The organism is Blastococcus sp. TF02A-26, from assembly GCF_003319125.1.
Lineage (GTDB): Bacteria > Actinomycetota > Actinomycetes > Mycobacteriales > Geodermatophilaceae > Trujillonella.
On sequence record NZ_QOHG01000003.1, the window covers coordinates 104813 to 131684 of the forward strand.

General features: G+C 72.4%; 25 protein-coding genes. 9 read left to right on the forward strand and 16 right to left on the reverse strand.

The window, feature by feature from the left end:
* Positions 1-11 precede the first annotated feature (11 nt).
* Positions 12-494, reverse strand: a complete 483-nt coding sequence (locus tag DQ240_RS04230) for a hypothetical protein (protein ID WP_147252138.1) — start codon at positions 492-494, stop codon at positions 12-14.
* Positions 495-615: 121 nt separating this feature from the next.
* Between DQ240_RS04230 and DQ240_RS04235 the strand changes: the two genes are divergently transcribed.
* Positions 616-861 (forward strand): helix-turn-helix transcriptional regulator, encoded by a 246-nt coding sequence (locus DQ240_RS04235; RefSeq protein WP_233489344.1) that lies wholly within the window; start codon positions 616-618, stop codon positions 859-861.
* A 67-nt stretch (positions 862-928) separates the two neighbouring features.
* Here the strand turns inward: DQ240_RS04235 and DQ240_RS04240 are convergent, their stop codons facing one another.
* Positions 929-2281, reverse strand: a complete 1353-nt coding sequence (locus tag DQ240_RS04240) for a DNA polymerase IV (RefSeq protein ID WP_113835338.1) — start codon at positions 2279-2281, stop codon at positions 929-931.
* A 181-nt stretch (positions 2282-2462) separates the two neighbouring features.
* Here DQ240_RS04240 and DQ240_RS04245 point away from each other — a divergent pair, with 181 nt between their 5' ends.
* The gene (locus DQ240_RS04245) at positions 2463-3575 is read left to right on the forward strand and encodes a DNA polymerase IV (protein ID WP_233498484.1); all 1113 of its coding nucleotides are present in this window, start codon (positions 2463-2465) and stop codon (positions 3573-3575) included.
* Entirely contained in the window at positions 3572-4162 is a 591-nt protein-coding gene (locus tag DQ240_RS04250; RefSeq protein WP_113838382.1) for a bifunctional 2-polyprenyl-6-hydroxyphenol methylase/3-demethylubiquinol 3-O-methyltransferase UbiG, read from the forward strand. The genes DQ240_RS04245 and DQ240_RS04250 overlap by 4 nt, the downstream gene beginning before the upstream one ends.
* 62 nt (positions 4163-4224) lie before the next feature.
* On the opposite strand, the gene DQ240_RS04255 is transcribed toward DQ240_RS04250, so the two are convergent.
* Positions 4225-5406 (reverse strand): CdaR family transcriptional regulator, encoded by a 1182-nt coding sequence (locus DQ240_RS04255; RefSeq protein WP_199589056.1) that lies wholly within the window; start codon positions 5404-5406, stop codon positions 4225-4227.
* A 114-nt stretch (positions 5407-5520) separates the two neighbouring features.
* Between DQ240_RS04255 and DQ240_RS24370 the strand changes: the two genes are divergently transcribed.
* Together DQ240_RS24370 and DQ240_RS04265 are read left to right on the forward strand one after the other, a co-directional pair.
* A complete protein-coding gene (locus DQ240_RS24370) occupies positions 5521-6630 on the forward strand; it encodes a ferredoxin reductase (protein WP_113838383.1) in 1110 nt (369 codons plus the stop codon).
* A gap of 15 nt (positions 6631-6645) precedes the next feature.
* Positions 6646-7848 (forward strand): acyl-CoA desaturase, encoded by a 1203-nt coding sequence (locus tag DQ240_RS04265; protein ID WP_113838384.1) that lies wholly within the window; start codon positions 6646-6648, stop codon positions 7846-7848.
* A 96-nt stretch (positions 7849-7944) separates the two neighbouring features.
* Here DQ240_RS04265 and DQ240_RS23895 read toward each other — a convergent pair whose 3' ends face one another.
* From DQ240_RS23895 to DQ240_RS04280, 3 genes are all read right to left on the reverse strand, one after another.
* Positions 7945-9891: a methyl-accepting chemotaxis protein gene (locus tag DQ240_RS23895; RefSeq protein WP_233498485.1), complete on the reverse strand. Its 1947-nt coding sequence runs from the start codon at positions 9889-9891 to the stop codon at positions 7945-7947.
* 159 nt (positions 9892-10050) lie between these two features.
* Entirely contained in the window at positions 10051-10929 is an 879-nt protein-coding gene (locus tag DQ240_RS04275) for a hypothetical protein (protein ID WP_113838385.1), read from the reverse strand.
* Positions 10926-11924: an SPFH domain-containing protein gene (locus DQ240_RS04280; protein ID WP_113838386.1), complete on the reverse strand. Its 999-nt coding sequence runs from the start codon at positions 11922-11924 to the stop codon at positions 10926-10928. Before DQ240_RS04280 ends, DQ240_RS04275 begins: the two co-directional genes overlap by 4 nt.
* Positions 11925-12017: 93 nt before the next feature.
* Between DQ240_RS04280 and DQ240_RS04285 the strand changes: the two genes are divergently transcribed.
* Entirely contained in the window at positions 12018-12716 is a 699-nt protein-coding gene (locus DQ240_RS04285; protein WP_113838387.1) for an NUDIX domain-containing protein, read from the forward strand.
* A gap of 127 nt (positions 12717-12843) precedes the next feature.
* On the opposite strand, the gene DQ240_RS04290 is transcribed toward DQ240_RS04285, so the two are convergent.
* The 7 genes from DQ240_RS04290 to DQ240_RS04320 all read right to left on the reverse strand — a co-directional run bounded on the left by DQ240_RS04290 (position 12844) and on the right by DQ240_RS04320 (position 19427).
* Positions 12844-13299: a hypothetical protein gene (locus DQ240_RS04290; RefSeq protein WP_199589058.1), complete on the reverse strand. Its 456-nt coding sequence runs from the start codon at positions 13297-13299 to the stop codon at positions 12844-12846.
* 97 nt (positions 13300-13396) lie between these two features.
* Positions 13397-16009: a replicative DNA helicase gene (gene dnaB, locus DQ240_RS04295; protein ID WP_113838388.1), complete on the reverse strand. Its 2613-nt coding sequence runs from the start codon at positions 16007-16009 to the stop codon at positions 13397-13399.
* Between the two features lie 544 nt (positions 16010-16553).
* Positions 16554-17009: a 50S ribosomal protein L9 gene (rplI, locus tag DQ240_RS04300; protein WP_255410870.1), complete on the reverse strand. Its 456-nt coding sequence runs from the start codon at positions 17007-17009 to the stop codon at positions 16554-16556.
* A 2-nt stretch (positions 17010-17011) separates the two neighbouring features.
* Positions 17012-17248 (reverse strand): 30S ribosomal protein S18, encoded by a 237-nt coding sequence (gene rpsR / locus DQ240_RS04305; RefSeq protein ID WP_014378671.1) that lies wholly within the window; start codon positions 17246-17248, stop codon positions 17012-17014.
* A gap of 106 nt (positions 17249-17354) precedes the next feature.
* Positions 17355-17843, reverse strand: coding sequence for a single-stranded DNA-binding protein (locus DQ240_RS04310; RefSeq protein ID WP_113838389.1), 489 nt, complete (start codon positions 17841-17843; stop codon positions 17355-17357).
* Positions 17844-17845: 2 nt separating this feature from the next.
* Positions 17846-18136, reverse strand: coding sequence for a 30S ribosomal protein S6 (gene rpsF / locus DQ240_RS04315; RefSeq protein WP_113838390.1), 291 nt, complete (start codon positions 18134-18136; stop codon positions 17846-17848).
* 217 nt (positions 18137-18353) lie between these two features.
* Positions 18354-19427, reverse strand: coding sequence for a hypothetical protein (locus tag DQ240_RS04320; protein ID WP_147261935.1), 1074 nt, complete (start codon positions 19425-19427; stop codon positions 18354-18356).
* A 109-nt stretch (positions 19428-19536) separates the two neighbouring features.
* Between DQ240_RS04320 and DQ240_RS04325 the strand changes: the two genes are divergently transcribed.
* Complete coding sequence (locus DQ240_RS04325) at positions 19537-20349, forward strand: deoxyribonuclease IV (RefSeq protein WP_113838392.1); 813 nt, start codon at positions 19537-19539, stop codon at positions 20347-20349.
* Here DQ240_RS04325 and DQ240_RS04330 read toward each other — a convergent pair.
* The 3 genes from DQ240_RS04330 to DQ240_RS04340 form a co-directional block, all read right to left on the reverse strand.
* Entirely contained in the window at positions 20330-21856 is a 1527-nt protein-coding gene (locus DQ240_RS04330) for a glycosyltransferase family 87 protein (RefSeq protein WP_233498486.1), read from the reverse strand. The two genes, DQ240_RS04325 and DQ240_RS04330, sit on opposite strands and share 20 nt — an antisense overlap.
* A gap of 21 nt (positions 21857-21877) precedes the next feature.
* Positions 21878-24271 (reverse strand): transglycosylase domain-containing protein, encoded by a 2394-nt coding sequence (locus DQ240_RS04335; RefSeq protein ID WP_113838394.1) that lies wholly within the window; start codon positions 24269-24271, stop codon positions 21878-21880.
* A gap of 171 nt (positions 24272-24442) precedes the next feature.
* Positions 24443-24856 carry a DUF5318 family protein gene (locus DQ240_RS04340; RefSeq protein WP_113838395.1) on the reverse strand — a complete coding sequence of 138 codons (414 nt, stop codon included), beginning with the start codon at positions 24854-24856 and terminating at the stop codon, positions 24443-24445.
* A 165-nt stretch (positions 24857-25021) separates the two neighbouring features.
* On the opposite strand from DQ240_RS04340, the gene DQ240_RS04345 reads away from it, so the two are divergent.
* Both DQ240_RS04345 and DQ240_RS04350 read left to right on the forward strand, forming a co-directional pair.
* Positions 25022-25645: a PadR family transcriptional regulator gene (locus DQ240_RS04345; protein ID WP_113838396.1), complete on the forward strand. Its 624-nt coding sequence runs from the start codon at positions 25022-25024 to the stop codon at positions 25643-25645.
* A gap of 71 nt (positions 25646-25716) precedes the next feature.
* Entirely contained in the window at positions 25717-26796 is a 1080-nt protein-coding gene (locus DQ240_RS04350) for an inositol-3-phosphate synthase (protein WP_113838397.1), read from the forward strand.
* Positions 26797-26872 lie beyond the last annotated feature (76 nt).

A 26872-nucleotide genomic window follows, 5' to 3' on the forward strand; every position in this document is an offset into this window, starting at 1 on the left:
CCAGCCGGTCACTAGGCGCGAGGTAGTTCTCCGGTGTCGACCAGGGTGAAGACGATTCGTGGCTCCGGAGGAGTCATGGAGTCGCATGGCACGCGACGTCTCTTAACGCTTACCTCCACGACTTCGTGCTCTCCAACGATCACCTCGACGTCCAAGCCGCCTTCGGGGATCTGGGAGGGCTGGACCAGTGCTTCCGCAACCATCCACGTCGCTGCGCCACGATGCGTGGTCTCCAGGGGCGCGACCGTCTCGATTTCGGCAACCGGTACGTCCATCTCTGACCCGTCGTCCAGATCGATGCACAGACCCGGCGCTGGGGCGTGGCCGTCCTCGGACGTGTACCAGAGCATTCCTGCCGGGCGCCCCTCGACGCGATAGCCATCGACTGCGGTCACTGCGATGCGGTCATGAGCGTTGAGCCAGGCGGCGGGGTGGCTCTTCCCCTCAGGCGTCCTGGCACGCCAGCAGGTGCACTCGTCGTAAGCCGGACGCATTACGCCTCCTAAGCAGCGGCTCTGCGGAGCCCTGGGGCTCGCGCCGGACGTGGCGCCTGCCGCAGCGATGGACCATATATGAGGTGGTGGCTTCGGTTCCAGCCACGAACGGTTGGCAGTCGTGCCGGGAGGGAAAACTGCTCAACACCTCGCGCTCTCTGAAGAGCGCCGCAAGGCCCTCGGGGGCAAGGTGAAGACGGCTCGCGAGAACGCGGGCCTGACACATGAGTCACTGGCCCACGCCTCGGGCGTCTACTTCAAGCACATCCAGCGCATCGAGCGCGGCGACTCGAACCCCACGCTCGCCACCGGCTATGCCTTGGCTGATGCGCTCGGCCTCCGTTTGCAGGACCTTCTCCCGGACTAGGGCGTCGCGTCACCTCTCAGCGGAACTGAGACGTCGGTCAGCGACTACGAGCACCCCAGGGCCGTCCTCACTCCGGCGAGCGCCGCCAATCCGGGGGCTCGGAGGGATGGAGCGCCTCGTCGTCGGCGAAGAAGGTGCGCACTGGGCCGGGTGGCGTACCGGGACCCTCGAATCGAACGGTCACCCGGTTGAGCCCACTGCCCCACACCCATCCCGGCCCGTGCTCGTCGTGGCGGACGTCCTGCCCTGGGTGCCAGATGCGAGGTTGAACAGGTCGCGCCACCTCGCCAGGTGAGGGAGCGGCGTCCTCGTCAAGGGCCTCCGCTTCGTCATCCTCAGGGACCGAGTCCGTGAAGAGGTCCTGTTGCACGAAGTCGGACAGCCCAGAAACACCGACGCCGAGCAAGCGGATGCCGCCGGTCGCTCCCGCCTGCACAAGGAGGCGCCGAGCGATCTGGGTGACCTCCGTCGGATCATCCGTCGGGTGCGGCAGCGTAAGGGACCGAGTCAACGTCGTGAAGTCGTAGCGCCGGACCTTGAGGGTCACCGTCCGACCGGAAGAGTTCGCGGCGCGGAGCCGACGAACTACCCGTTGTGCCAGCAACTCGATCTCGCGAGTCAGGGCTGGCATGTCGGTCAGGTCTCGCTCGAACGTCTCCTCCGCCGAGATCGACTTGGCTTCCCGGTAAGGCACCACAGGACGGTCGTCCTCGGCCCGCGCCAGGTGGTAGAGCCCGTTCCCGTGCGCCTTGCCGAACAGCGTCACCAGGTCATGAAGCGACTTGCTCGCAAGTTCGGCGACGGTGCGGACGCCGACCTGACGAAGCCGTTCCGCAGTGGCCGGGCCGACACCGGCGATCCGGGTCACCGGCAGTGGATGTAGCACGGCCAACTCCTGACCAGGAGCAACCACAGTCAACCCGTTGGGCTTGTTCAAGTCCGAGCCGATCTTGGCCAGCATTCTCGACGACGCGATTCCGATCGACGCCGTCACGCCTCCGGTCGCTTCCGCCACCCGCGCCTTCAAGGCTTCACCCAGCGCGGTCACCCCCGCCACGCTCAGGTCGGCATTCTCCCTGGCAGCAAGGTCAACGACCGCCTCGTCGATCGAGACCTGCTCGACGATCGGCGACAACTCGGACAGGACCGCCATCACGACCTCGGACGTCATCCGGTAAGCCGAGAACCGGCCGCCGAGGAAGGCGGCACCCGAGGGCAGCCGCCGACGGGCTTCAGCGGTGGGCATGGCGGAGTGAACGCCGTAGGCCCGCGCCTCGTACGAGGCGGTCGCCACCACACCCCGTCCTCTGACTCCGCCGACCACAACAGGCTTCCCGACGAGAGACGGCTTGTCGCGCATCTCGACGGCAGAGAACATGGCATCAAGATCGAGATGGAGGATGCTGGCGGTGTCGCGCATCCTGCCTCCCACCCTGTTGCTTCATCCACCCTGCCCGAAGCGGGATGCTCTCTGACATGCACCGCCTCGTGACCGGAGAAGGCCGGTCGCCCTCGCCGAGCAGTGTCGTAGAGGTGCATCGGCAGGTCACTGAGGACTGCCGCATCACCGGCGCCAACGCGCTCAGCGGTGTCCGCAGACCATGATCGGCGCCCTGGCAGGGGGGTTCGACAGGTCAGTACAACGACACGCCTTAAACACCCGACAGTTCTCGATCGACGAGGCCTACGTCGACCTGGCCGCCGCGCCCGGGCTCGACCTGTCGGTGGACGGTGTGACGGAACTGGCCCGGGGGCTCAAGGAGCGGATCGCGGCCGCGACGGGCGGGGTGACCGGCTCGGTGGGCATCGGCAGCTCCAAGCTGATGGCGAAGCTCGGGTCGGAGCTGGACAAGCCCGACGGCCTGGTGGTCGTCCCCCCGGGCACCGAGCTGGAGCTGCTGCACCCCCTGCCGGTGACCACCCTCGGCGGGGTCGGGCCGGCCACCGCCGAACGGCTGCACGCGGTCGGGGTCCGGACCGTCGGCGACCTCGCCGCCCGCTCGCTGTCGGACCTGGTCGCCCTGGCCGGCCGGGCCCACGGCGCGGGGTTGTACCAGCTGGCCCGCGCCGAGGACGACCGCGCCGTCGTGGCCGACCGGGAGACCAAGTCGGTCTCGGCGGAGGAGACCTTCGAGCGCGACCTGACCGACCGGGCGGTGCTGGGCCGGGAGATCGACGCGATGGCCGGCCGGGTCGGTGACCGGCTGCGCAAGGCGGCGTACTCCGGCCGGACCGTGACGCTCAAGCTGCGTCGCTACGACTTCACCACGCTGACCCGCTCGCAGACGCTGCCCCAGCCCACCGACGACCCGCGGCTGATCGCCGGCATCGCGCAGCGGCTGCTCGACGAAGCCGGGACGGCCGGCGGACTGCGGCTGCTCGGGGTCGGCGTCTCCGGGCTCTCGCTGTACGCGCAGGGCGACCTGTTCGCGCTGGGCACCGATCCCGCCGGGGCCACCCCCGAGGAGGCCGCTCCCGTCGTCGTCGCCCCCGAGCCGGAGCTGCCCGCCGAGCGCCGCTGGTGGCCCGGGCAGGACGTCAGGCACGACGAGCTCGGCGCCGGCTGGGTCTGGGGCCGCGGGATCGGCCGGGTGACGGTGCGCTTCGAGGGGCCCCTGACCGCGCCGGGGCCGGTGCGCACCTTCCTCGCCGACGACCCGGCGCTGCACCCGGCCGATCCACCGGACTGGCGTCCGGAGACGATGTCGGCATGACGGAACCGAGTGCGTGGGCGCGCATCACGCAGGAGGACCCCGGCCACTCGGCCCGCTACGTGCAGCGCTTCCGCACGCTGGCCGAGCAGGGCACCGACATCGTCGGCGAGGCACGGCTCGTCGACGCGATGCTGCCCCGCGGCTCCCGGGTCCTCGACGCCGGCTGCGGCCCGGGCCGGGTCGGCGGGCACCTGGCCCGCGCCGGTCACGACGTCGTCGGGGTGGACGTCGACCCGGTGCTGATCGCCGCCGCCGAGGAGGACCACCCCGGCCCGCGCTGGCTGGTCGGCGACCTGGCCGAGCTCGAGCTGCCCGAGCGGTTCGACGTGATCGTCTGCGCCGGCAACGTCGTCACGTTCCTCGCCCCGAGCACCCGGGTCGAGGTGCTCCGCCGGTTCCGCGCCCACCTGGCGCCGGCCGGGCGGGCGGTGGTCGGCTTCGGCGCCGGCCGCGACTACCCCTTCGACGCGTTCCTGGCCGACGCGGCCACCGCGGGGCTGGTGCCCTCGGTGCTGCTGTCGACCTGGCACCTGCACCCGTTCACGCCGGGGTCGGACTTCCTGGTCGCCGTCCTCACCGCGGCCTGAAGAAGGACCCCCGTGCCCCCCACCGCTCGCACGCTCGCGGCGGGCCCCTGCACGAGGGCCGATCAGGGGGTGGGGACGCCGAGGGCGACGGTCAGCTCCAGCACGGTGCGCGGGTCCTCGAGCCGGTCGCCGAACAGGTCGCGCAGCTGCCCCATCCGGTAGCGCACCGTCTGCGGGTGCACGAAGAGCTCGGCGGCCACCTGGTCCCGGCGCCCCTGGTGCAGCAGCCACGAGCGCAGCGTCTCGGTGAGCTTCTCCCGCGCGACGGCGCTCACCCCGTCCAGTGGCGCCAGCACCCGGCGGCGCAGGTCGGCCAGCGCCGTGGCGTCGGCGCGCAGCACCAGCTCGGCCAGCCGCTCCTCGGTGTCCAGCGGCGCCGTCCCCGCCGCCCGGAGCCCGAGCTGCAGCGCGCGTTCGGCGCGCGCGTAGGACGCCTGCGCCTGGGTCCAGGGCCGCGGCGGGCCGACGACGGCCTCCTTGCCCTCCAGCGCGGCCAGCAGCGCGGCCCGCGCGCGTCCCTCGGCGTCGGGGACCAGCAGGACGACGCGCTCGGGGCCGGGGGCGGCGTCGGGCAGCTCCTCGGTGCTGGCGAGCGTCCGGACGTCGACGGCCGACAGCGCCGCGCGGGCGTGGGCCTCGGGCAGCAGGACGGCGGTCAGGGTCCGCGGCGGCACCCACTCCGCCCGCTCCGCCGCCGCGGTGAGGTCGTGCAGCGGCCGCCCGGCCAGCAGCACGGCCGCCAGCCGCTCCAGGTGGCGGCGGCGGGCCCGGCCGCTGGAGGCGAGCTCGTCGGAGTGCCCGGCGACGCTGGAGGCCGAGAGCTGGTCGATGTAGGCGAAGACCAGCTCGGCGAAGCGGGCGAGCCCCTCCGGCGACATGCCGGCGGACACCGCGGCGCCGCTCATGTGCCGCCAGGAGACGCGGGCCCCGACCCGGTAGGCGGCCAGCAGCGCGTCCATCGAGCGGCCGCTCCGGGCCTCGCCGCGGCCCAGCGCGTAGGCGCCCTCGAGAGCGGGCCCGACCGGCCGGCTGGGGTCCGCGCCCCCGGTGGCGAGGGTGAGGAACCCGCCCAGCGCCAGCTGCACGGCGCGGTCGATGGTCTTGCCCATCGGCCCGGTGAAGGCAGCGGCGTAGCTGGGGACCTCGACCACGATGGCCGCGATCGTGGACTCGGCGACCGCGGCGAGCTCGTCGACGAGCGCGGCGGCGACGTGCGGCGGGAGGGGGGACTCCACCTCGGTCACGGGACCTCCAACGATCGAGCACCGGGAACGTGTTGTGCGTGGTGAACAAATTACTGCCGGGGATTCACGTCGAGAGCACAGGTAGTTGGCGCCCTGACGGGGAAACCTCGAGACATGACCGTTACGCAGCCGAGTCCTTCCTCGACCCGGCCCCGGCTGAGCGCGCTGCGGGACCGCGTCTTCAAGCTCGCCGAGCTGGCCACCACGCCGCTCCTGCCGTCGGACTACCTCGACCTGGTCGACCCGCTGCGCTCCGGCGCGGCGCTGCGCGGCCGCATCGAGGCGGTCGAGCACGAGACCCGGGACGCGGCCACCATCGTGATCCGCCCCGGCCGCGACTGGCAGCCGCACGTCCCCGGCCAGTACGTCCGCATCGGCATCGACGTCGACGGGGTCCGCCAGTGGCGCGCCTACTCGATCACCTCGGTGCTCGGCCGCGCCGACGGCTGCTTCACGATCACCGTCAAGGCCATCCCGGACGGGAAGGTCAGCAACCACCTGGTGCACCGCACCGAGCCGGGCACGATCGTGCAGCTCGACCAGGCCACCGGCGAGTTCGTCCTGCCGCAGCAGACGCCCGACAAGGCGCTGTTCGTCACCGCGGGCTCCGGCATCACCCCGGTGATGGGGATCCTGCGCAACCTGGCCGACGACGACCTCACCGACGTCGTCCTGATCCACTCCGCGCCCACCGCCGACGACGTCATCTTCGGCGCCGAGCTGCGCGAGCTGGCCGCCGCCGGCCGGATCCGGCTGGTCGAGCAGCACACCGACACCGACGGGATGCTCGACGCCGCCAGCATCGCTGCCCTCGTGCCCGACCTGGCCGAGCGCTCCACCTGGGCCTGCGGGCCGCTGCCGATGCTCGAGGCGCTGGAGCAGTACTGGGACGACGCCGGCGTGGCCGACCGGCTGTACACCGAGCGCTTCCGGCCGGCCATCGTCGCCGGCGACGGCGAGGGCGGCACCGTCACCTTCACCGCCAACGGGACGACGCTCGAGGCCGACGGCTCGACCCCGATCCTCGACGCCGCCGAGGACGCCGGCGTCCTGATGCCGAGCGGGTGCCGGATGGGCATCTGCTTCGGCTGCGTCCTGCCCCTGCGCGAGGGCGCCGTCCGCGACCTGCGCACCGGCGAGGTCACCACCGCCGCCCCCGGCGACGGCGTCCTCGTCCAGACCTGCGTCAGCGCCGCCGCCGGCGCCTGCGCCATCGACCACTGAGCTGAGGAGCGACTCATGACCGTCATCCAGAAGAAGCCGGACAACCCGATCGCCCACCTCACCGCCGAGGACATCGAGCTGCTGGGCAAGCAGCTCGACGCCATCCGGCAGAGCGTGATCGACACCCGCGGCGAGGACGACGCCCGCTACATCCGCACCGTCATCGACGTGCACCGCAAGCTGGAGCTGGGCAGCCGCGCCGTCCTGCTCGCCTCGGGTTTCCCGCCCGCCTGGGTCCTCGGGACGATCGGCCTCTCGGTCGCCAAGATCCTCGAGAACATGGAGATCGGGCACAACATCCTGCACGGCCAGTGGGACTGGATGCGTGACCCGAAGATCCACTCCACGACGTGGGAGTGGGACATGGCCAGCCCCGCCGAGCAGTGGAAGCACTCGCACAACCAGCTGCACCACACGTACACGAACGTGCTCGGCAAGGACAACGACCTCGGTTACGGCATCATGCGCGTCGACGAGGACCAGAAGTGGGTGCCGGCCTACCTGCTGCAGCCGCTGTGGAGTTTCGTCAACGCCTGCTTCTTCGAGTACGGCATCGCGGCCTACGACCTCGAGCTGGGCAAGGTCGTCGCGACCGGGCAGACCAAGGACCCGGAGTTCCGCCGTCGCGCCAAGGAGGTGCTCGGCAAGATCGGGCGCCAGGTGCGCAAGGACTACGTGATCCACCCGCTGCTGTCCGGGCCGAACTTCGTGCCGACCCTGGCGGCGAACTTCGTGGCCAACGTGGTGCGAAACCTGTGGTCGAACTCGGTGATCCTCTGCGGGCACTTCCCCGAGGGCGTCGAGACGTTCGAGAAGAAGTCGATCGACGGCGAGACCAAGGGCGAGTGGTACGTCCGCCAGATGCTCGGCTCGGCCAACATCTCCGGCTCCAAGGCCATGCACATCATGACCGGGAACCTGTCGCACCAGATCGAGCACCACCTGTTCCCCGACCTGCCGAGCAACCGGTACGCCGAGATCGCGCCGCAGGTGAAGGCCCTGTTCGACGAGTACGGGCTGAACTACCACTCGGCGCCGCTGCACAAGCAGGTCTACTCGGCCTGGCACAAGATCTTCCGGCTCTCGCTGCCCAATGGCTGGCTGGACAACACGACGCCGAAGAACCTGCCGTCGCAGCTGGTGAAGCTGTGGAAGATGTCGACCGGCTCGAAGGCCACGCGCCGTCGGCTGCTCAAGGCCGAGATGGCCGCCGCCTGACCGGCACCCCCCGCTGTACCCCGGTGGCCCGGAACGCCTCGCGTTCCGGGCCACCGGCGTTCGATGCTCCACGTGGAACGTCGCTCCGGCGAGGCGTCACCAGCTGAAGCGGCCCACCGTCGTCCGCAGGTCGCTGGCCATCTGCGACAGCTCGTCGACCGCGGTGCGGGTCTGGGCCAGCGCCTGGGTGGTGGAGTCGGCGGCCGTGGAGACACCGGTGATGTTGTCGGCGATCTGACCGGAGCCCTGCGCGGCCTCCTGGACCGAGCGCGACATCTCGTTCGTGGTCGCGGTCTGCTCCTCCACCGCCGAGGCGATGGTGGTCTGCCGGTCGGAGATCTGCGCGACGATCTGGCTGATCTCACCGATCGCGGCCACGGCCGCGGTCGTGTCGCCCTGGATGGCCTGGACCCGGCGGGCGATGTCCTCGGTCGCCTTCGCCGTCTCCTGGGCCAGCTCCTTCACCTCGTTGGCGACGACGGCGAAGCCCTTGCCGGCCTCGCCGGCGCGGGCGGCCTCGATCGTGGCGTTGAGGGCCAGCAGGTTGGTCTGCTCGGCGATGCTCGTGATCACCTTCACCACGTTGCCGATCTCGGCCGAGGACTCGCCCAGCTTGGCGACGGTGGCGGTGGTGGTCTCGGCGGCGGTCACCGCACGGGCGGCGACCTCCGAGGCCTCGGCGGCGTTCGTGGCGATCTCCCGGATCGAGGCACCCATCTGCTCGGCACCCGCAGCCACCGTCTGCACGTTGCGGCTGACCTCCTCCGCGGCGCCGGCCACGACACCGGACTGGGCCGAGGTCTCGTTCGCCGAGGCCGAGATCTGCGCCGACGACGCCGACAGCTCCTCCGACGACGCCGCCACCGCGTCCGCGGAAGCCACCACCGAGCCGATGACGCTCTGCAGTCCGGCGAGCGCCTCGTCGAGGGATTCTGCGGCCTGCCCGATCTCGTCCCGCTGGGAGATGCCGGTCCGCGCCGTGAGGTCCCCGGCGGTGAGCGCACCGAGCGTGTCCCGCATCCGCCGGATCGGCGACACGGTGGCGGCGAGGAAGCCGGCGACGAGGTACGCGGCGATCAGGAGGCCGGCACCGGCGACCAGGAGCGCGCGCACCTCGTCGGCCCGGAAGCCGTCGATGCGGGTCTCCAGCAGCGCGTCCAGGTCCGGGATCAGCTCGCTCCACAGCGCGCCGACGGAGGCGGTCGCGGCGACGGCGGCGTCGATGGCGCCCCCGTCGAGGCTGATCGTCGTACCGCTGGAGAGGGCGGTCGTCAGCAGCTGGACGGCGGTCGCCACCTGGTCCAGCGTCCGCTCGACGTCGGCCTGTCGGCCCAGGAGCTCCTCGTCCGCCGTCGCACCGAAGGACTTCGCCAGACCGTCGCGGACGGCGGTGAGACCGGTGGCCGCCGAGCCGAGGTCCCGGGCCGCCTGGAGCCGCACGGCCTCGATCCGTGCCGGGTCGTCGCCACCGAGCGCGAGCCCGTCGAGGGCGGAGGACACATCGGCCATGAGCTGCGGCAGGCGGACGGTGACCGAGTCCATGACGTAGTAGGAGTCCAGGTCGGGGTCCAGGGTCAGGTTCGACCCGTCGGCAGCGGCGCTGACCAGCGCCTGCACGGAGGACAGGGCAACGGCCCAGGCCGCCTCGACGTCCGCGGCCGCACCGGTGGCCGCACGGGCCGCGGCGACGTCGCGCTGCGCGGCCTGCCACGCCTCGTCCGTGCCCAGCTCCGCGCCGAAGCGGTCCTGCACCGCGCCGACGGCCGCCAGCGCTGCCCGGAGGTCCCCGCTGACCGGCTGCCCGGTCCCGGCGGAGATGCGGGCGGCGACGACGTCCTGGAGCAGGACCGCCATCGGCTCCACCACCGCGACGCCGCGACGCTCGAGCTCGCTGAAGGCGATCTGGGTCTCCTGCCCCCGCACGTACAACGTCATCGCCCAGGCCAGAGGCATGCCCATGGCGAGGACCAGCGCGGTGATCTTCCAGGGGTAGGTCAGGCGGCTCATCGCCGACCGGGACGGGCGCAGGAGGACGTGCAGCATGACGGGCTCCGCGGGTGAGGGACCGGACGCCGGTGGTGCCGGCGCCCGGGGAGGATGCCGCCTCCGACCCGATCCCGCGGCGCAGGCCGGGCCGTGCGGCCGACGATCGTGACCCGCCCGCTGGGTCGGCGCGTCGGCGCGGTGGACATGTCGACCGGGTCAGACCAGGCGCAGCTGCCGGTTCGCGCGGCGCACGGTGACCCGCTGACCCCAGGAGAGGGTCAGCCGGTCGGCCTCCAGCCCGTCACCGAACACCACCAGGCCGTCGGACTCCACGTCCAGCTCCAGCGCGGCACCGGCGGCGAGCAGACCCTCGGTGGACGTCGTGCCGGTCGCCGGCGACGGCCAGGCCTCCCGGACGAACCAGGCCAGCTCCGGATCGGCCGGCGCGGGCAGCGGCAGCGCACTGCGCCGCTCCAGCCACGCCGAGCGGCACCAGCCCGTCGCCCCCGTCCCGGTGCTCACCAGCACACCGGAGGACGCCTGGCGTTCGGCCTGCGCACCGGGCGCGGTGAGCCGGTAGCGCGCCGTCTGGTGGGTGGGTGAGCCGAGGTACACCTCGTTCAGGGCCCGCAGCACCTGCCCGTCGTCGGCCTGCGCCTCGACCATCGTCAACGGCGTGGGCCGCGGCCGGTCGCGCAGCAGCGCGGCCACCTCGTCCGGCCGGTGGCGCACCAGCACGCCGGGGTTGCGGCCCGGCTCTGGATCGACCCCGATGACCGGCTGACCGTCGAGGTACTTGGCGACGTTGGCGACCAGCCCGTCCTGCCCGACCACGAGGACGACGTCGTCGGGGGCGAACAGGAAGCGGGACAGGTCGGCCCGCTCCACGCTGCCCCGCCGCCAGTCGACCGGGATCGCCGCGGTGGCCGCCGCCAGTGCACGGGCCTGGGCGGCGTCCCGCTCGGTCACCTCGGCCAGGTCGCGACCGCGGGTGCGCAGGAAGAAGGCCGCCTGCGCCGCCGTCCCGTGCCGGGCGACGAGCTCCCGCAGCTCGGTGCTGCGGGAGACCACGACCACCCGCGGGGCCAGGCTCACCGGGTCCCGCCCAGCTTCGCCAGCACGGGAGCCAGCAGGTCGGGGGTGAGCACCAGGCTGTCGATCTGCGGCAGGTTCCTCGCCAGTTCCGCGGCGGCCAGGGCGAGCAGGACGTCCGGGGCGACGTCGGCGTGCGCGGCCAGGTAGGCCGCGGTGGCATCGGCGCGGGCGGCTCCGGCGAGCCGCTCGGCGTCGGCCCGCACCTGGGCCTCGCGCTGCTCCCGGCGGGCCCGGGCCTCGCTGGCGACCTCGGCGGCGGCCGCGGCCTGCTCCGCCTCGCGCCGGGCATTCACCCCCCGCTGACCGACCAGCTCCTCCTCACGGCGGGCCAGCTCGATCTGGTTGGCCAGCTCGTTCTCGCTGATCGCCCGCTCCCGCTCCACCGCCAGAGCGCGCCGCTCGTAGGTCGCGCGATCGGCCTCCTGCTGCACCCGCTCGCGGGTGGGCGTCTGCAGCGCCCGCTCGACGTCGGCCTCCGGACGGACGGCGACCACTCGGACGCCGATCACCGCGATCCCGGTCTCGGCCAGCCGCGGGTCGGCGGCCAGCCCGCGCTCGACCGCCTGCCGGATCGGTGCGACTCCGCCGGTCAGCGCGGTGCCGAGGTCGACGGTGGCCAGCAGGTCGAGCGCGTGCTGCTGGGCCGACTCGGTGAGCAGGCCGGCGACCTGCTCCAGCGGCGTCCCCCGCCAGCGGCCGGTGACCGGGTCGATCGAGAAGTCCACGCGCGCGGCGGCCAGGCCCGGGTCGACGACGCGGAAGGTGAGGGTCATCTGCACCGTGGCGTCCTGGAAGTCCGCCGTCCGGGCGTGGAAGAGCAGCGGCAGCTCGCGGTCGTCGACCGGGATCTCCGAGAGGACCGCCGAGAGCGGCCGGAACCAGAAGCTGGCGCCGGTCGCCGCCTGCACGACCCGGCCGTTGCGGACGCTGAGGACGTGCGCCGTCGCGCTGCTGCGCAGGTGGCGGACGAAGGGGTAGCGGGTGATGTCGGCCATCGGGTCCTCCCTCACGAGGCGTTGTCGTCGTCCTGACGATAAGCACCCACCGGCTTGTCGTCAAGCTGACGATTTCTCGGTAGGGTCGGTGCCGTGACGGACTACGACCCGGAGGCCTTCCCCGCCGTCGCGGTGACGGTGGACCTCGTGGTGCTGACCATCCGGCGGGGCCGGCTGTGCGTGCTCGTCGTCCGCCGCGGCGAGGAGCCCTACGCCGGGCGGGAGGCGCTGCCCGGCGGGTTCGTCCGCCCGGACGAGGACCTGCTGGCCGCGGCCGCGCGGGAGCTGGCGGAGGAGACCGGCCTGGCGCCGGGGGCGGCCCATCTGGAGCAGCTGGCGTCCTACGGGGCGCCGGACCGCGATCCCCGGATGCGGGTGGTGACCGTGGCACACCTGGCGCTGGTCGCCGACCTGCCGGAGCCGCGGGCGGGCAGCGACGCGGCCGCGGCGCGGTGGGCGCCGGTGGAGGAGGTGTCCCCGGGTCTCGCCTTCGACCACGACCGGGTGCTGGCCGACGGCGTGGCCCGTGCACGGGCCAAGCTCGAGTACACCGCGCTGGCGACGTCGTTCTGCGGCCCGACCTTCACGGTCGCCGAGCTCCGGCGCGTCTACGAGGCCGTGTGGGGTCGCCCGCTGGACCCGCGCAACTTCCACCGCAAGGTCACCACCGCGGCGGGCTTCCTGGAGCCGACGGGGGAGACGACGACGCGGGACGGCGGCCGCCCAGCCCAGCTCTACCGCCGGGGCGACGCCGCCGTCCTGCACCCGCCCCTGCTGCGCGCGGAGAACTGACCGGGCCGTTCCCTGGTAGGGCACGGGCTCGAGCGTTGGACCTCGGCGGCCCGGAACACAGCTGGTCCTGGGCTACGGACGTTCAGCGCTCCGGCCGCTCCACGTGGAACACGCCGTCGACCCGAGGTCAGGGCAGTGGGGAGAGCCGTCGGAGCATCTCCTCGAGGGTCATCCCCGGCGGCAGTGGCCGGCGGCGGTGGACGTTGTCGAGCCGTCGACCGACCACCGTGCCGACGGGCCAGATGCGGGCGATGTGCAGCATCTCGTCGGCCGTCTCCTCGGCCAGCTCGGTGAAGTCCAGGGGGTCGAGGACGGCAGGAGTGAAGCCACTCCGCTCGAAGCCCTCGGCCACCTGCGCGCGGAGGTCGTCGTAGGACAGGTCGAGCTCGGCGACCACCGCGGTCGTCGTCGCGCGCCGAGAGGTCAGGCCGGCGAAGGCGCGTCCACAGCCACAGCCGCCGTCGAGGTCGGCGCGATCCCGTGCGCACACCTCCCCGAGCCACACCAACTCGCCCTGGGTGGCGAAGCAGAAGTCACCGGGCAGGTCGCCCTGGGTGAGAGAGGTCGCAGTCAACAGCTTCATACGAGAACCGTCGCCGCCGCCGGTGACAGTCCCCGCGGTCATCCACAACGGGCCCGGAGCGAGGAACGCTCCGGGCCCGTCGGGTCTCACTCGCGGATCAGTTGGCCATGTCCACGAAGCGGCTGTAGTGACCCTGGAAGGCGACCGTGACGTTGGCGGTGGGGCCGTTGCGGTGCTTCACCAGCATGATGTCGGCCTCACCGGCCCGCGGTGACTCCTTCTCGTACATGTCTTCTCTGTGAATCATCATCACCATATCTGCGTCCTGCTCGATCGAGCCCGATTCGCGAAGGTCGGAGAGCATCGGCTTCTTGTCCTGACGCTGCTCCGAACCACGGTTCAGCTGCGACATCGCGATGACCGGGCACTCGATCTCCTTGGCGAGGAGCTTGAGCGCACGGGAGAACTCCGAGACCTCCTGCTGGCGGCTCTCCACGCGCTTGCCCGACGTCATGAGCTGCAGGTAGTCGATGACCACGAGCTTGAGGTCGTTGCGCTGACGGAGGCGACGCGCCTTGGCCCGGATCTCCATCATCGTCATGTTCGGGGAGTCGTCGATGTAGAGCGGAGCGTCTGCCACCTCGCCCATCCGCCGGGCCAGCTTCGACCAGTCCTCGTCCGACAGCGTGCCGGCGCGCATGTGGTGCAGCGGCACCTTCGCCTCGGCCGACAGCAGACGCATGGTGATCTCGTGCTTGCTCATCTCCAGCGAGAAGATCACCGTCGCCATGTGGTGCTTGATCGCCGCTGAGCGGGCGATGTCGAGGCCGAGCGTGGAGTTGTGCGTCGGGATGAAGCTGCGGCCGGCGAGGAACAGCGAGTCCGGCGCGTCCACCTGGATGCACCGCACCGGCACGCTCGCGATCGGCCGGACCTCGGTGATGAATCGAGCGCCGCGAGCGGTGAACGTGCGCGCCCCGCGCTCCTTGTGCACCAGCTTCTTGCGCTCGAGCCGGAAGACCTCGTCGTCCGTGCTGAACGTCAGCGTGAAGCAGGTCGAGGACTCCTCGGTGCGGCCACGCACCCGCTTGGTGCTGAGCCGGACGCGGTAGCCGAGGCTCGCGATCAGCTCGCGGGTGTCCTCGGCCAGCCGGCGGCTGGTCACGGCGAACTGGACGACACCGCTCGGCGCCACGGTCCCGTCGGTGTCGAGCAGCCCCGCCAGCAGCGCGCGCCGCTGCGCGATGGACGCCCGGAGGTACTCCGTCGGGATGTGCTTGTCCCCGAGCACGCCCAGGCGCCGCAGGAGCGCCTCCACGGTCCCGTGGTCGTCGCGGCAGGCCTGGCACTGTGCCATGCCCGACGACGGGCCGCCACAGTCCGGGCAGGTCGCCTGCAGCCCGACGCCGCCACTGGCGCGCAGCCGCCCGCCGCAGGTCGTGCCGCAGGTCTGCACCTGCGACGTCCGCGGGACGAAGCGCTCGCCGCACATCGGGCAGGTCCGCGCAGCGACCTCGGCGCGAGGCAGCGTGAGCGAGTACCGGCGGTCGACCCCGGTCGGCTCCGCGACCAGCCCCTCGGCCTCGATGTGGACGGCGATCTCGGGGTCGGCGCTGGTGAACTGCGCCGCGGCGGAGGTGCCGTCACCCAGCCAGACGCCCAGCGCGTACGGCGGCACCGGCAGGTCCGCCTCGGGCAGCTGCAGCGGCTCGGCATTCGTCACGGAGTGGTTCAGCCGAGCGTCCTTCGTCGCGCACCGGACGGTGCGGGCGATCTCCTCGGTGGTCCGCACCTCGGCGGAGGTCTGCTGGCTCCGGTGGCCGTTGTAGCCAGTGCGCGCCTGCTGGGCGGATCGACGACTGGCCCGCGTCTCGGTGAGCCACTGGTGCTGGCCGTCGGCGACGATCACCGAGCCGTCGGAGAAGTGCACCTCGTAGCAGGACCGATCGGTCAGCACGTCGGTCGCGGCGACGACGGTCGTCGGCCGGCCGTCGGAGCCGAGGACCCGGTCGCCGACGGCGATCTCGCCCATCGTCGTCCAGCCGGTCGGCGTCGCGATCGGGGTGTCGAGGGCGAGGGCCTTCCCGACACCCGGACGAGCCGCGATGACGACCATCTGGCCGGCCTGGAGGCCGTTGGTCAGCTCGTCGAGGTCGCGGATGCCGGTCGGCACACCGCGGCTGACCCCGCCGCGGCTGGCGATGGCGTCGAGCTCGTCCATCGTCGGCTGGAGGATGTCCTCCAACCGCGAGTAGTCCTCGCTCATCCGCTTCTCGGTGACGTCGTAGATCTCCTGCTGGGCGCGGTCGACGATGTCGTCGACGTCGCCCTTGCCACCGGCGGCGCCGTAGCCCAGCTGCACCACGCGGGTCCCCGCCTCCACCAGCCGCCGCAGGACGGCCTGCTCGGCGACGATCGCGGCGTAGTAGCCGGCGTTCGCGGCCGTGGGCGTCGAGGCGATCAGCGTGTGCAGGTAGACCGCGCCGCCCATCTTCGACAGCTGGTCGGTGCGATTGAGCTCCGCGGCGACGGTGATCGCGTCGGCCGGTTCACCGCGCCCGTAGAGGTCGAGGATGCAGTCGAAGATGATCTGGTGCGCCGGCCGGTAGAAGTCGTTGCCGTGCAACTGCTCGACGACGTCGGCGATCGCGTCCTTGCTCAGCAGCATCCCGCCGAGCACCGACTGCTCCGCCTGGACGTCCTGCGGCGGCTGCCGGTCGTACTCCGGCGCCGTCACCTGGGGCCGGCTGAAGTCGTCGGCCACCGCCACGATCGGTCCTCCATCCACTCTCCGGCGCACCCGTCGCAGACCCCGGCCACCGGCCAGGGCCTGGTGGGGGAGCACCAGGACGTCGTCCACCTGATCTCGAACGTCCGTTCGAGGAGATTCCTATCGCGGGGCACCGACAGTTCGGGCCGGCCGGACAGGCGAGGACGACGTTAGGAACGGCGGACCGGTCCGTCCAACACCGCTGTGGGCCTCTCTCTGCACAACTTGTGGACAAGTCGGTGGACACAGGCGTGTCGACATGTGGAGACACCGGGGGACGGGGAGGACGCTCCCCGGCGGTCACGCGCCTGACCTGCGGCGGAACAGCGGAACGGGTGTGGACGCAAGAAATCCGGGAGAACTCGACGTGTCGTCCCCCGGCGTGTCGCCCGCCCGGCGCACCCGTCCCACCGGTCACAGGAACGGTCGTCGTCCACAGGCAGCGGGTGCTCGTGCCGGCCGCCCGCCATGAGGCCCCAGGGCCCGGAGAACGCCACGAGGGGCGCCGGACCGGAGTCCGACGCCCCTCGTGGGCAGAGCAGGATCAGGCAGCGACGACGTCGATCGTCAGCTCGCTGCTCACCTCGGGGTGGATCCGCACGGTCACCTTGTGCTGGCCGGTCGTCTTGATGCTGCTGGGCAGCTCGATGCGACGACGGTCCAGCTCCGGACCACCGGCAGCGGTCACCGCGGCAGCGACGTCGGCGGTGGTGACCCGCCCGAACAGGCGGCCACCCTCGCCGGCGCGGGCCGGAACGCGCACGGTCAGCCCGGTGAGGCGACCGGCCACGGCCTGCGCCTCCTCGAGGCTGCGCACGTCGCGGGCGGCACGGGCCCGGCGGAGGGACTCCACCTGCTTCTCGGCACCGCGCGAGGCCACGATGGCCAGCCCGCGGGGCAGGAGGTAGTTGCGGCCGTAGCCGCCCTTGACCTCGACGGTGTCACCGGAGGAACCGAGACCGGTGACCTCCTGCGTCAGGATCAGCTTCAGGGTGCTCATGATCAGCGCGCCGTGGAGGTGTAGGGCAGCAGGGCCATCTCACGGCTGTTCTTCACGGCCGTGGCGACGTCACGCTGGTGCTGGCTGCAGTTGCCGCTCACGCGGCGGGCACGGATCTTGCCGCGGTCGGAGATGAACTTCCGCAGCAGGGTCGTGTCCTTGTAGTCGACGTAGGTCGCCTTGTCCTTGCAGAACTGGCAGACCTTCTTCTTGGGCTTGCGCACAGGGGGCTTGGGCACTGGGTTCTCCAGATACGACGTGGTTCAGGAAGTGAGGGGATGGAACGGCCCCCTCGCAGGGGCCCGCGCCGAGCGGAGCGAGGCGTGGGGGCGAGGGGGTCCTTCGTCAGAAGGGGGGCTCGTCCGAGGGGCCGGCGGGCGTCGACCACGGGTCGCTGGCGCCACCGCCACCGCCTCCGCCACCGAAGCCGCCACCACCGCCGCCACCGAAGCCGCCGCCACCCTCACCGCGGGAGGCCTTGGTGACCTTCGCGGTGGCGTAGCGCAGCGAGGGGCCGATCTCGTCGACCTCCAGCTCGATGACGGTGCGCTTCTCGCCCTCCTTGGTGTCGAACGAGCGCTGCTTGAGCCGCCCGCTGACGATGACCCGCGAACCGCGGGTGAGGGACTCGGCGACGTTCTCCGCCACCTGACGCCACACGTTGCAGCGGAGGAACAGCGCCTCGCCGTCCTTCCACTCCTGCGACTGACGGTCGAACGTCCGCGGGGTGGAGGCGACGGTGAAGTTGGCGACCGCGGCCCCTGACGGCGTGAACCGCAGCTCCGGGTCGGAGGTCAGGTTGCCGATGACGGTGATGACGGTCTCGCCGGCCATGGTCAGTGGACCTCGGGCCGCATCAGCTTGGTGCGCAGGACCGACTCGTTGAGGTTCAGCTGACGGTCCAGCTCCGCGACGGCGGCCGGCTCGGCGTTGATGTCGATGACGGCGTAGATGCCCTCGATCTGCTTCTTGATCTCGTAGGCCAGCCGACGGCGGCCCCAGATGTCGACCTTGCCCACCGTGCCACCGGACTTGGTGACGACGGTCAGGAACCGGTCGAGGGAGGGCGCGATCGTGCGCTCCTCGAGCTCGGGGTCGAGGATGACCATCAGTTCGTAATTGCGCATGGAGTAACCCCACCTCCTCTGGTCTCGGCGGCTGCAGTGCATCTGCAGCAGGAGGGTCGTACATGCGTCGCGCGCCCCGGCTCCGCAGTGCGGGCCCGGAACGCGCTCCCACAGGCTACCAGCGCGCCCGGGACCGGCTCCCCCGTCGTCCACAGGCCGGACGCGCGACGGCCGCCGGCCCCAGCGGGGGGACGGCGGCCGCCGGGACGGAGCGGGGTCAGCGAGAGTGGCGTCCGCCGGTCCGGCCGGCCGTGCGGGTGCGGACGAGGACGGCCGTGGCCGCGGCCAGCGCGATGACGGCGAGCAGCGCGGGGAGGGGCAGGGTGCCGGCCTCCGCGGACCGGTCGGTGGTCGCGCCGGCCTCGTCCAGCGCCGGGCTGTCGAGCCCCGACAGCTGGCCGAACACCGGGACCGAGGCACCGTCGTAGCCGCCGGCACCGCCGCCGGCACCGCCCGCCGGGCCGCTCCCGGCGGCGACGGCGCTCCCGCCGGAGGCCGGCGTGAACTCGGCGAGGTCCAGTCGCACGGGGCCGGCCGGCGACATGTCGGCCGCACCGAGCCCGGTGTCGTAGGCGTAGGGCAGCCCGTCGACCCCCGACGTCGGCGGCGCGGGGGCAGGCGCCGGGGCCGGGGCCGGGGCGGGGGGCTGGGTCTGCGGCAGCTGCGGGACGAGGTTGCCGGGCAGCAGCGTGGGCACGTCGATCACGGGCAGCTGGGGGAGGTTGATCGACGGCAGGTTCGGCAGCGGGATCAGCGTGTTGACGATGAACGGCGTCGGGACGCCGATCGCCACCGTGGTCTGGGTGCCGTTGTAGGTGACGACCTGGTTCTGCGGCAGCAGCGCGAGCGCCCGGCTCGTGACGGTGTTCAGCAGCGACCCGACGATCGACCGGTCGGGCACGCTGACCCGGTAGGTGTAGGTGATCCAGCAGGGCCCGATGCACGGATCGGCGAACCGCTCCTCCCACGACTGCCCGCGCTGCAGCGGGTGGTCGCCGGAGGGGAGCCGCAGCGAGACGTCGGTGTGCACGGTGACCGTGACCAGGTTCGGCAGCAGGCCCCCGCCGCCGACCTGCACGGTCTTGTCCTCGATGAGGTTGGTGAAGCGGACCGTGTCACCGGGGTCGATGCTCACCAGCGGCGGCGTGAGGTCGCGGATGTCGACCGGGACCGTCTCCGCCGCGGTCGCGCTCGGCGCCGCCAGCACGGAGGCACCCAGGATCGCCACCCAGGCGAGCAGCGCCGCGGCGAGCCCCCGCCGGGCACTGCGTCGGATCCGTCCCGTCGCCATGTCCACCTCTCCGTCGCTACCGGCGAGTAACCCTCGTCACGGTGCCCAACGATGATGTGTGCCCGGGGTTACGCCTAAACCTGTCGCCCACCGGAACTACTGTCCGTGCGTGGCTCCCCACCCGATCGGCGTACACGTCGGCCCCGGCCTGACCGAGGACGACGAACTGGTGGACGGCGGGCCGATCGCCCGCGCGGCGGAGATGGACGCCGACGGCGTCCAGGTCTTCCTCGGCGACCCCCAGGGCTGGAAGGCGCCGCGGCCCCGGCCCGACGCCGACGCGTTGCGCGAGGGCGACGTCACCGTGGTCGTCCACGCGCCCTACGTGCTCAACGTCGCGACGACGAACAACCGGATCCGCATCCCCAGCCGCAAGCTGCTGGGCCAGCACGCCCAGGCCGCTGCGGCGGTCGGGGCGATCGGCCTCGTGGTGCACGGCGGGCACGTGCTGGCCGCCGACGACCCGGCGGTGGGTGTCGACAACTGGCGCAAGACCTTCACGCGGCAGGCCGAGGCCGGCGGGTTCCCCGTCCCGCTGCTGGTCGAGAACACCGCCGGTGGCAGCAACGCCATGGCCCGTGACCTCGACGCCCTGGCCCGGCTGTGGGAGGCCGTCGGCGAGTTCGGCGGCGGCTTCGTGCTCGACACCTGCCACGCCTGGGCGGCCGGCTGGGACCTGGCGACGGCGGTGGACGACGTCCGCGCGATCACCGGCCGGATCGACCTCGTCCACCTGAACAACAGCCGCGACCCGGCCGGTTCCAGCCGCGACCGGCACGCGCCGCTGGTGGGCGGCGAGATCCCGACCGAGCTCCTGCTCGGCGTCGCTCGTGCCGCCGACGCCCCGATCGTGCTGGAGACCCCCGGCGACGCGGCCGCCCACGCGGAGGAGGTCGCGCTGGTCAGGTCCGCGATCGGCTGAGCGCCGCGAGGACCAGCCGGTCCGGGGCGTGGTCCAGCGGGCCGCCGGCGGGGTCGTCGACCCCCGGTCGGCCGGCGCGGACGACGTCGGAGTCGGGCCGCCAGATCTCCCGGACGACGAGCGCGACGAGCACCACGACGGCGACGTCGCGGGCGAGGACGGCCATCCAGAACCACTCCTCGTCGATGCCGCGGTTGGCGGTGCCGAGGTACCAGAGCATGGTCCCGATCCACACCAGCGCCTCGCTGACCTGCCAGAGCAGCAGGGAGCGCCACCGCGGGCGGGCGAGCACCGCGAAGGGCAGCAGCCACAGCGAGAACTGCGGGCTCCACACCTTGTTGAACAGCAGGAAGCCGGCCACCAGCAGGAACGCCACCTGGGCGACCCGCGGTCGCACCGGCGCCGCCAGCGTCAGCCAGGCGACACCCAGGCCGTAGAGCAGCAGCACCACGGTGATGACGGTGTTGAGCACCGTCGGCGTCTGCCCCTCGGCGAGCGGACCGTCGAAGGCGCGGCCGTCGGTGAGCGTGAGGACGAGGTTCCACAGGGTCTCGGGGTTGGCCGGCCGGCTGCGGCTGAACGTGAAGAACGTCGCCCAGTTGTCGAGGGCCAGCAGCGCGACGGGCACGTTGACCACGAGCCAGGCGACGACCGCCGCCCCGGCGGCCCGCAGCCACGTCCGCCAGAGGCCCGCCCGCAGGCAGAGCAGCAGCAGCGCGCCCAGCACCAGCAGCGGGTAGAACTTCGCCGCCACCGCGAGGCCGAGCAGCGCACCGGCCAGGACCGCCCGGTCCCGCGCCCACGCCCACAGGCCCAGCCCGGTCAGGGCCACCGCCAGCAGGTCCCAGTTGGTGAACGCGTGCACCAGCAGCAGGGGAGACAGCGCGAAGAGGGCGGCGTCCCAGGGGCGTCGGCCGGCCACCGCCATCACGGCGCGGGTCGCGACGAGGGCCAGCAGGGACAGCAGCAGGCAGGTGACGACGTAGTAGACCTGCACCTCCGGCACCGTCGGCAGCAGGCTCTGCGGCCCGGAGACGGCGGTGTACCCGCGGGCCAGGACGGCCGCCAGCGCCATCAGGCCACCGGTCAGCACGGGGTACTCGACGGCGGAGTCCAGATAGGGCAGGGCGCCCCGGTCCAGCCCGTGCGCCCCGAACAGCGGGATGGCGTCGCCGTAGCAGAAGTGCGTGTACTGGATGCTCCCGCTCCAGTCGCCGGAGGAGCACGGGGCCTGCTTGACCCAGGCCAGGGCCAGCACCGTCGACGCGAAGAGCAGGCACACGCGCAGCGGCGTCCAGAACAGCGCCCGGCCGGTGACCGCGTGCCGGCCCCACGGCCCCCCCACGGCCTCGCTGGCCTGACGGGCCACCGGGTCGGTCCAGGTCGGCACGACGCGGTCCGGCTCGTCCGGGACGGGGACGGCGACGCGGCCCGACCCACCGAACGGCACGGACCCCCCGGCAGCTGAGCTGTCCGAGGGGTCCGTGGGGGAGTGCGTGCCGGTCACGGGGACCAGTCTGCCGGGGCGTCAGCCACCGGGCGGCCCCTGTGGGCCACCGCCGCCGCCACCACCGCCGCCGCCGCCGCCGGGCTGACCGCCCCCGGGCAGCGGGAGCAGCGTCCCCGGCGTGACCGTCGTCGTCGGTGCGGTGGTCGTCGGCGGGATGCTGGTCGGCGGCGCGGACGACGTCGGCGGCGCGCTCGGCTCCGGCACCGTCTGGGTCTGCGGCGCCTGCGACGTCGTCACCGGCGCCTCGCTGGTCGGCGGCGCCGACGAGCTGGCCGGCGGGCCGTTCCGGTCGGCGTCGATCAGCGGCTCCTCGGGCAGGGGCTCCTCCGGTGTCCCGGCGAGCACGGCGTCCATGAACTGCTGCCAGATCGCGCCCGGCAGCCCCGAGCCGTAGATGATCTGCCCGCCGATGGTCCGGATCGGCTCCCGGGCGTCGCTGCCCATCCACACCGCCGTCGACAGCGACGGTGTGTAGCCGACCATCCACGCGTCGGAGTTGTCCTCGGCGTTGAGGCCCTGCGTACCGGTCTTGCTGGCCACCGGGCGGTCGCCGTCCAGCGAGCGGCGGGAGTAGTCCGCGACGCCCTCCAGCGCGTAGGTCGTGTCGCTGGCGACGTCGGCCGGGATCACCTGGTCACCGGGCTCGCCGCCGTACTCCAGCAGTACCGCCCCGGAGCTGTCGGTGACCCGTGAGACGAAGTACGGAGCCCGCTCCACGCCGCCGGCGGCGAGGGTGGCGAACCCGTGCGCCTGGTCGATCGGGCGCATCTCGTACTCACCGATGCCGATCGAGGCGCCGGTCCCGCCGTCGGCGTTGGCCAGCGTCGTGTCGCCGTTGTCCCAGGTCTCCGGCAGTCCGGCCGCGGCCAGCGCGGTCGACCGCACGTTCTCCGGTCCGACCTCCAGGGCGAGCCCGTAGTAGGTCGTGTTCAACGACCGGGTCATCGCCTCGACCAGCGTGCAGTTGCCGCACGAGGCGCCGCCGGAGTTCCGGACCGGGGCGTCGCGGTCGGGGAAGGTCTGCGGCGAGGAACCGTCCCGCCGCGACTCCACACCGATCCCCTGCTCCAGTGCGGTCGCCAGCACGTAGGGCTTCATCGACGACCCGGGCTGGCGCAGCGCCTGGGCGTAGTCGAAGTCACGGCCGTTCAGCCCGCCGTAGTAGGCGCGCACCGCACCGGTGCGCGGGTCGATCGCCACGAGCGCCGACCGCAGGTTCTCCGGCTCGCCCTGCATGACGTCCGCGACCGCGGCGAGCGCGGCGTCGTGGGCCGGCTTGTCGATGGTCGTGGTGATCCGCAGACCGCCGGCCTGGATGTGCTGGTCGGTGTAGCCCTTGGCCCGCAGCTCCTGGAGGGCCTGCTGCACGATCAGCCCCTCCGGACCGCTCGGGATGCCGAGGCTGGAACCGGTGCGCGGCAGGACCGGCGGGTACACCGCGGCGGAGCGCTGCTCGTCGGTGAGCCAGTCCTCCTCGACCATCGCGTCGAGCACCCGCTCCCAGCGGCTGGTCGCGCCCTCGGGGTTGGTCTCGGGGTCGTTGCCGCTGGGGTTGCGGATGAGGACGGCGAGGACGGCGCCCTGCTCGGCGGTCAGCTCGCCGGCCGGGACGCCGAAGAAGGTGTTCGCCGCGGCCTCGATGCCGTACGCGCCGCGGCCGAAGTAGATGGTGTTGAGGTAGTTCTCGAAGATCTCGTCCTTCGAGTACTCGTTGTCGAGCTTGATGGCCAGGAAGAGCTCCTGGAACTTCCGGCTGAACGTCTGCTCCGAGGTCAGGAACGCGTTCTTGACGTACTGCTGGGTGATCGTCGAGCCACCCTGCGTCGAGCCGCCGGTCACGTTGTTCCACGCGGCGCGGACGATGCCGGTGAAGGAGATGCCGGGGTCGGAGTAGAAGTCCCGGTTCTCCGCGGCGAGGATCGCGTTGCGCGCCGGTTCCGACACCTGGTCGAGGCTCACGTTGGTGCGGTTCTCGTCGCCGAGGCGGGCCATCTCGGTGGTGCCGTCGGCGAAGTAGACGACCGTCGTCTGGGCGTTCTGCACGCTGTTGGGGTCGGGCACCTCCGTCGTCGCGTAGACGACGCCGACGAAGACGGCGAGCAGCACGAACATGCCGGCGACGATGCCGGCGAAGATCTTGAGCCGACGCCGACGGCGCTGCTTCTTGGTGCGGACCGGCTTGCCCTTGCGGCCGCCGTTGCCCCCGCGGGCGGAGCCGCGGCCGCCGCCCCCGTTGCCCGGCGGGCGGCTCCCCCCGCCACCGGAGCGGCTGCCCGGGGGACGGTTGCCGCCGGAGCCGGCGCGCGAGGCCGTCGTCCGGCCCCGGCCGGCCGCACCGGAGCGGGCGGGCGGGGGACGGCGGACCGGGCCGGCGCCCGAGCCGACCGGCGACGTCTCGTCGTGGGAGGGCACCAGCGAGCCCCTTCCTGACAGTCGAGTGGGACGGGACGGGTACGTCCCGCTGCCCAGGGTGACGTGTATTGCTGTGCGTGCGGGGGAGGCCCGCCCGTTCTGCGACGAGCCTCACCCCGGCGCCGCCCCTGGACAACGAGGCGGGCGGCGGGAGGATTCTGCCCGCCGGAACTACTCCGCCGCCGTCCGCCGACGGGTGCGACGGGGGGAGCGACCGGGTTCGGGCTCGTTGCCGAGGACGTACGAGCAGTCCAGGTGGTTCCAGCCGCAGGCCCGGCAGACCTCGACCTCGTAGACCGAGAACTCCTCCTGCATGGCGTCCATCCGGGCCAGCTCGGCGCGCGTCTTGGCCTGGCCCGACACGTGCCCGAGCCCGTCGCCGTAGACGTAGCTGACCGTCGTCAACCGCTGCGCCCGGCAGACCGGGCAGGGCTGCTCGGTCGGGTCCCCGTGGTACCGGGCGGCGCGGGTCAGGTACGGACTGGCGTCGCAGACGTCGTACAGGCTCGTGCGCCCGGCCTGCACGCCGGCGAGGACGGCTCGCCGTTGCAGCGAGTAGTCCACGACGGAGCGTCGTCCGGGCACCGCGCCAGGGTACGCGCGCGGCCGCTCCCGGCGGTGCCTCCGCGAGGCCGCACGGGACACCCGACGGGGGGGGTCCGCCACTCCCGGGTGAGCGGAGTTCGCCCAGTGTTCGGTCGTCGATGTATCGTCGCGATACATCGACCGGCAGAGAGGCTGGGAGGCGGAGTGCTCGAGTTCGCCATCCTCGGCCTGCTGCAACAGTCGCCGATGCACGGATACGAGCTGCGCAAGCAGCTCGCCTCGGTGCTCGGGGGCCTGCGCAGCATCTCCTACGGCTCGCTGTACCCAGCGTTGAAGCGGCTCCACAAGGCCGGGCTCGTCGCCGTCGCCGAACCCGGACCCGGGGAACTGCTGCCGGCGGACGCACCACCGCTCACCGGCCGCCGGGGGAAGGTGGTCTACACGATCACCGCGGAGGGCAAGGAGCGCTTCCAGGAACTGGTCAGCCAGGCCGGTCCGGAGGCCTACGACGACGGAGGCCACTTCGGCGTCCACCTGGCCTTCTTCCGGCACACCGCCGCGGACGTGCGGCTGCGGATCCTCGAGGGCCGCAGGCGGACCGTCGAGCGGCAGCGCGAAGGTCTGCGGACCTCGCTGGCCCGGACCCGCGAGCGGGTCGACCGCTACACCCTCGAGCTCCAGCGTCACGGGCTCGAGTCGGTGGACCGGGAGGTCCGCTGGCTGTCGGAGCTCATCGACAAGGAGCTCACCGACAGCGGGCCCGGGGACAAGTCCCCCACAGACAGAGAACGCCGGGACGCCGACGCCGGAGACGACGGCACGCGCTGACCGGCACTCGGGGGTGGCCCCGCCACCCCCACCACACGACGGACCCGAGGGTCCACGGAGGAAGGAAGCTCATGGGAGCCGTCAAGGTCGCCATCGTCGGCGTCGGCAACTGCGCCGCGTCGCTCGTGCAGGGCGTGCACTACTACCGGGACGCCGACGAGAGCGCCTCCGTCCCGGGCCTGATGCACGTCCGCTTCGGCGAGTACCACGTGTCCGACGTCGAGTTCGTCGCCGCGTTCGACGTCGACGCCAAGAAGGTCGGTCGCGACCTCTCCGAGGCCATCGTCGCCAGCGAGAACAACACGATCAAGATCACCGACGTGCCGCCGCTCGGCGTCCCGGTGCAGCGCGGCACCACTCTCGACGGGCTCGGCCGGTACTACCGGGAGACCATCGAGGAGTCCGACGAGCAGCCGGTCGACGTCGTCGCCGCGCTCCGCGAGTCCGGTGCCGACGTCCTCGTCTGCTACCTCCCCGTGGGGTCGCAGCAGGCCGCGGAGTTCTACGCGCAGGCCGCCCTCGACGCCGGTGTGGCGTTCGTGAACGCGCTGCCGGTCTTCATCGCCGGCACCAAGGAGTGGGCCGACAAGTTCACCGCCGCCGGTGTCCCGATCGTCGGCGACGACATCAAGAGCCAGGTCGGCGCGACCATCACCCACCGGGTGCTGGCCAAGCTCTTCGAGGACCGCGGTGTCCAGCTCGACCGCACGATGCAGCTGAACGTCGGCGGCAACATGGACTTCAAGAACATGCTCGAGCGCGAGCGCCTGGAGTCCAAGAAGATCTCCAAGACCCAGGCCGTCACCAGCCAGGTCGACCGGGACATGGGCAAGGACAACGTGCACATCGGTCCGTCGGACCACGTGCCGTGGCTGAGCGACCGCAAGTGGGCCTACGTCCGGCTCGAGGGCCGCGCGTTCGGCGACGTCCCGCTGAACCTGGAGTACAAGCTCGAGGTCTGGGACTCCCCGAACTCGGCCGGCATCATCATCGACGCCGTCCGCGCCGCGAAGATCGCCAAGGACCGCGGCATCGGCGGCCCGATCCTGTCGGCGTCCTCGTACTTCATGAAGTCGCCGCCGGTGCAGTACGACGACAGCGAGGCCCGCGACGCCGTGGAGGCCTTCATCCGCGGCGACATCGAGCGGTAAGGACCTCGGTCCTCAGGGCCCGTCTCCCCTCGGGGAGGCGGGCCCTGTCGCGTTGCGCGTGGCGCCCGTCGACGGC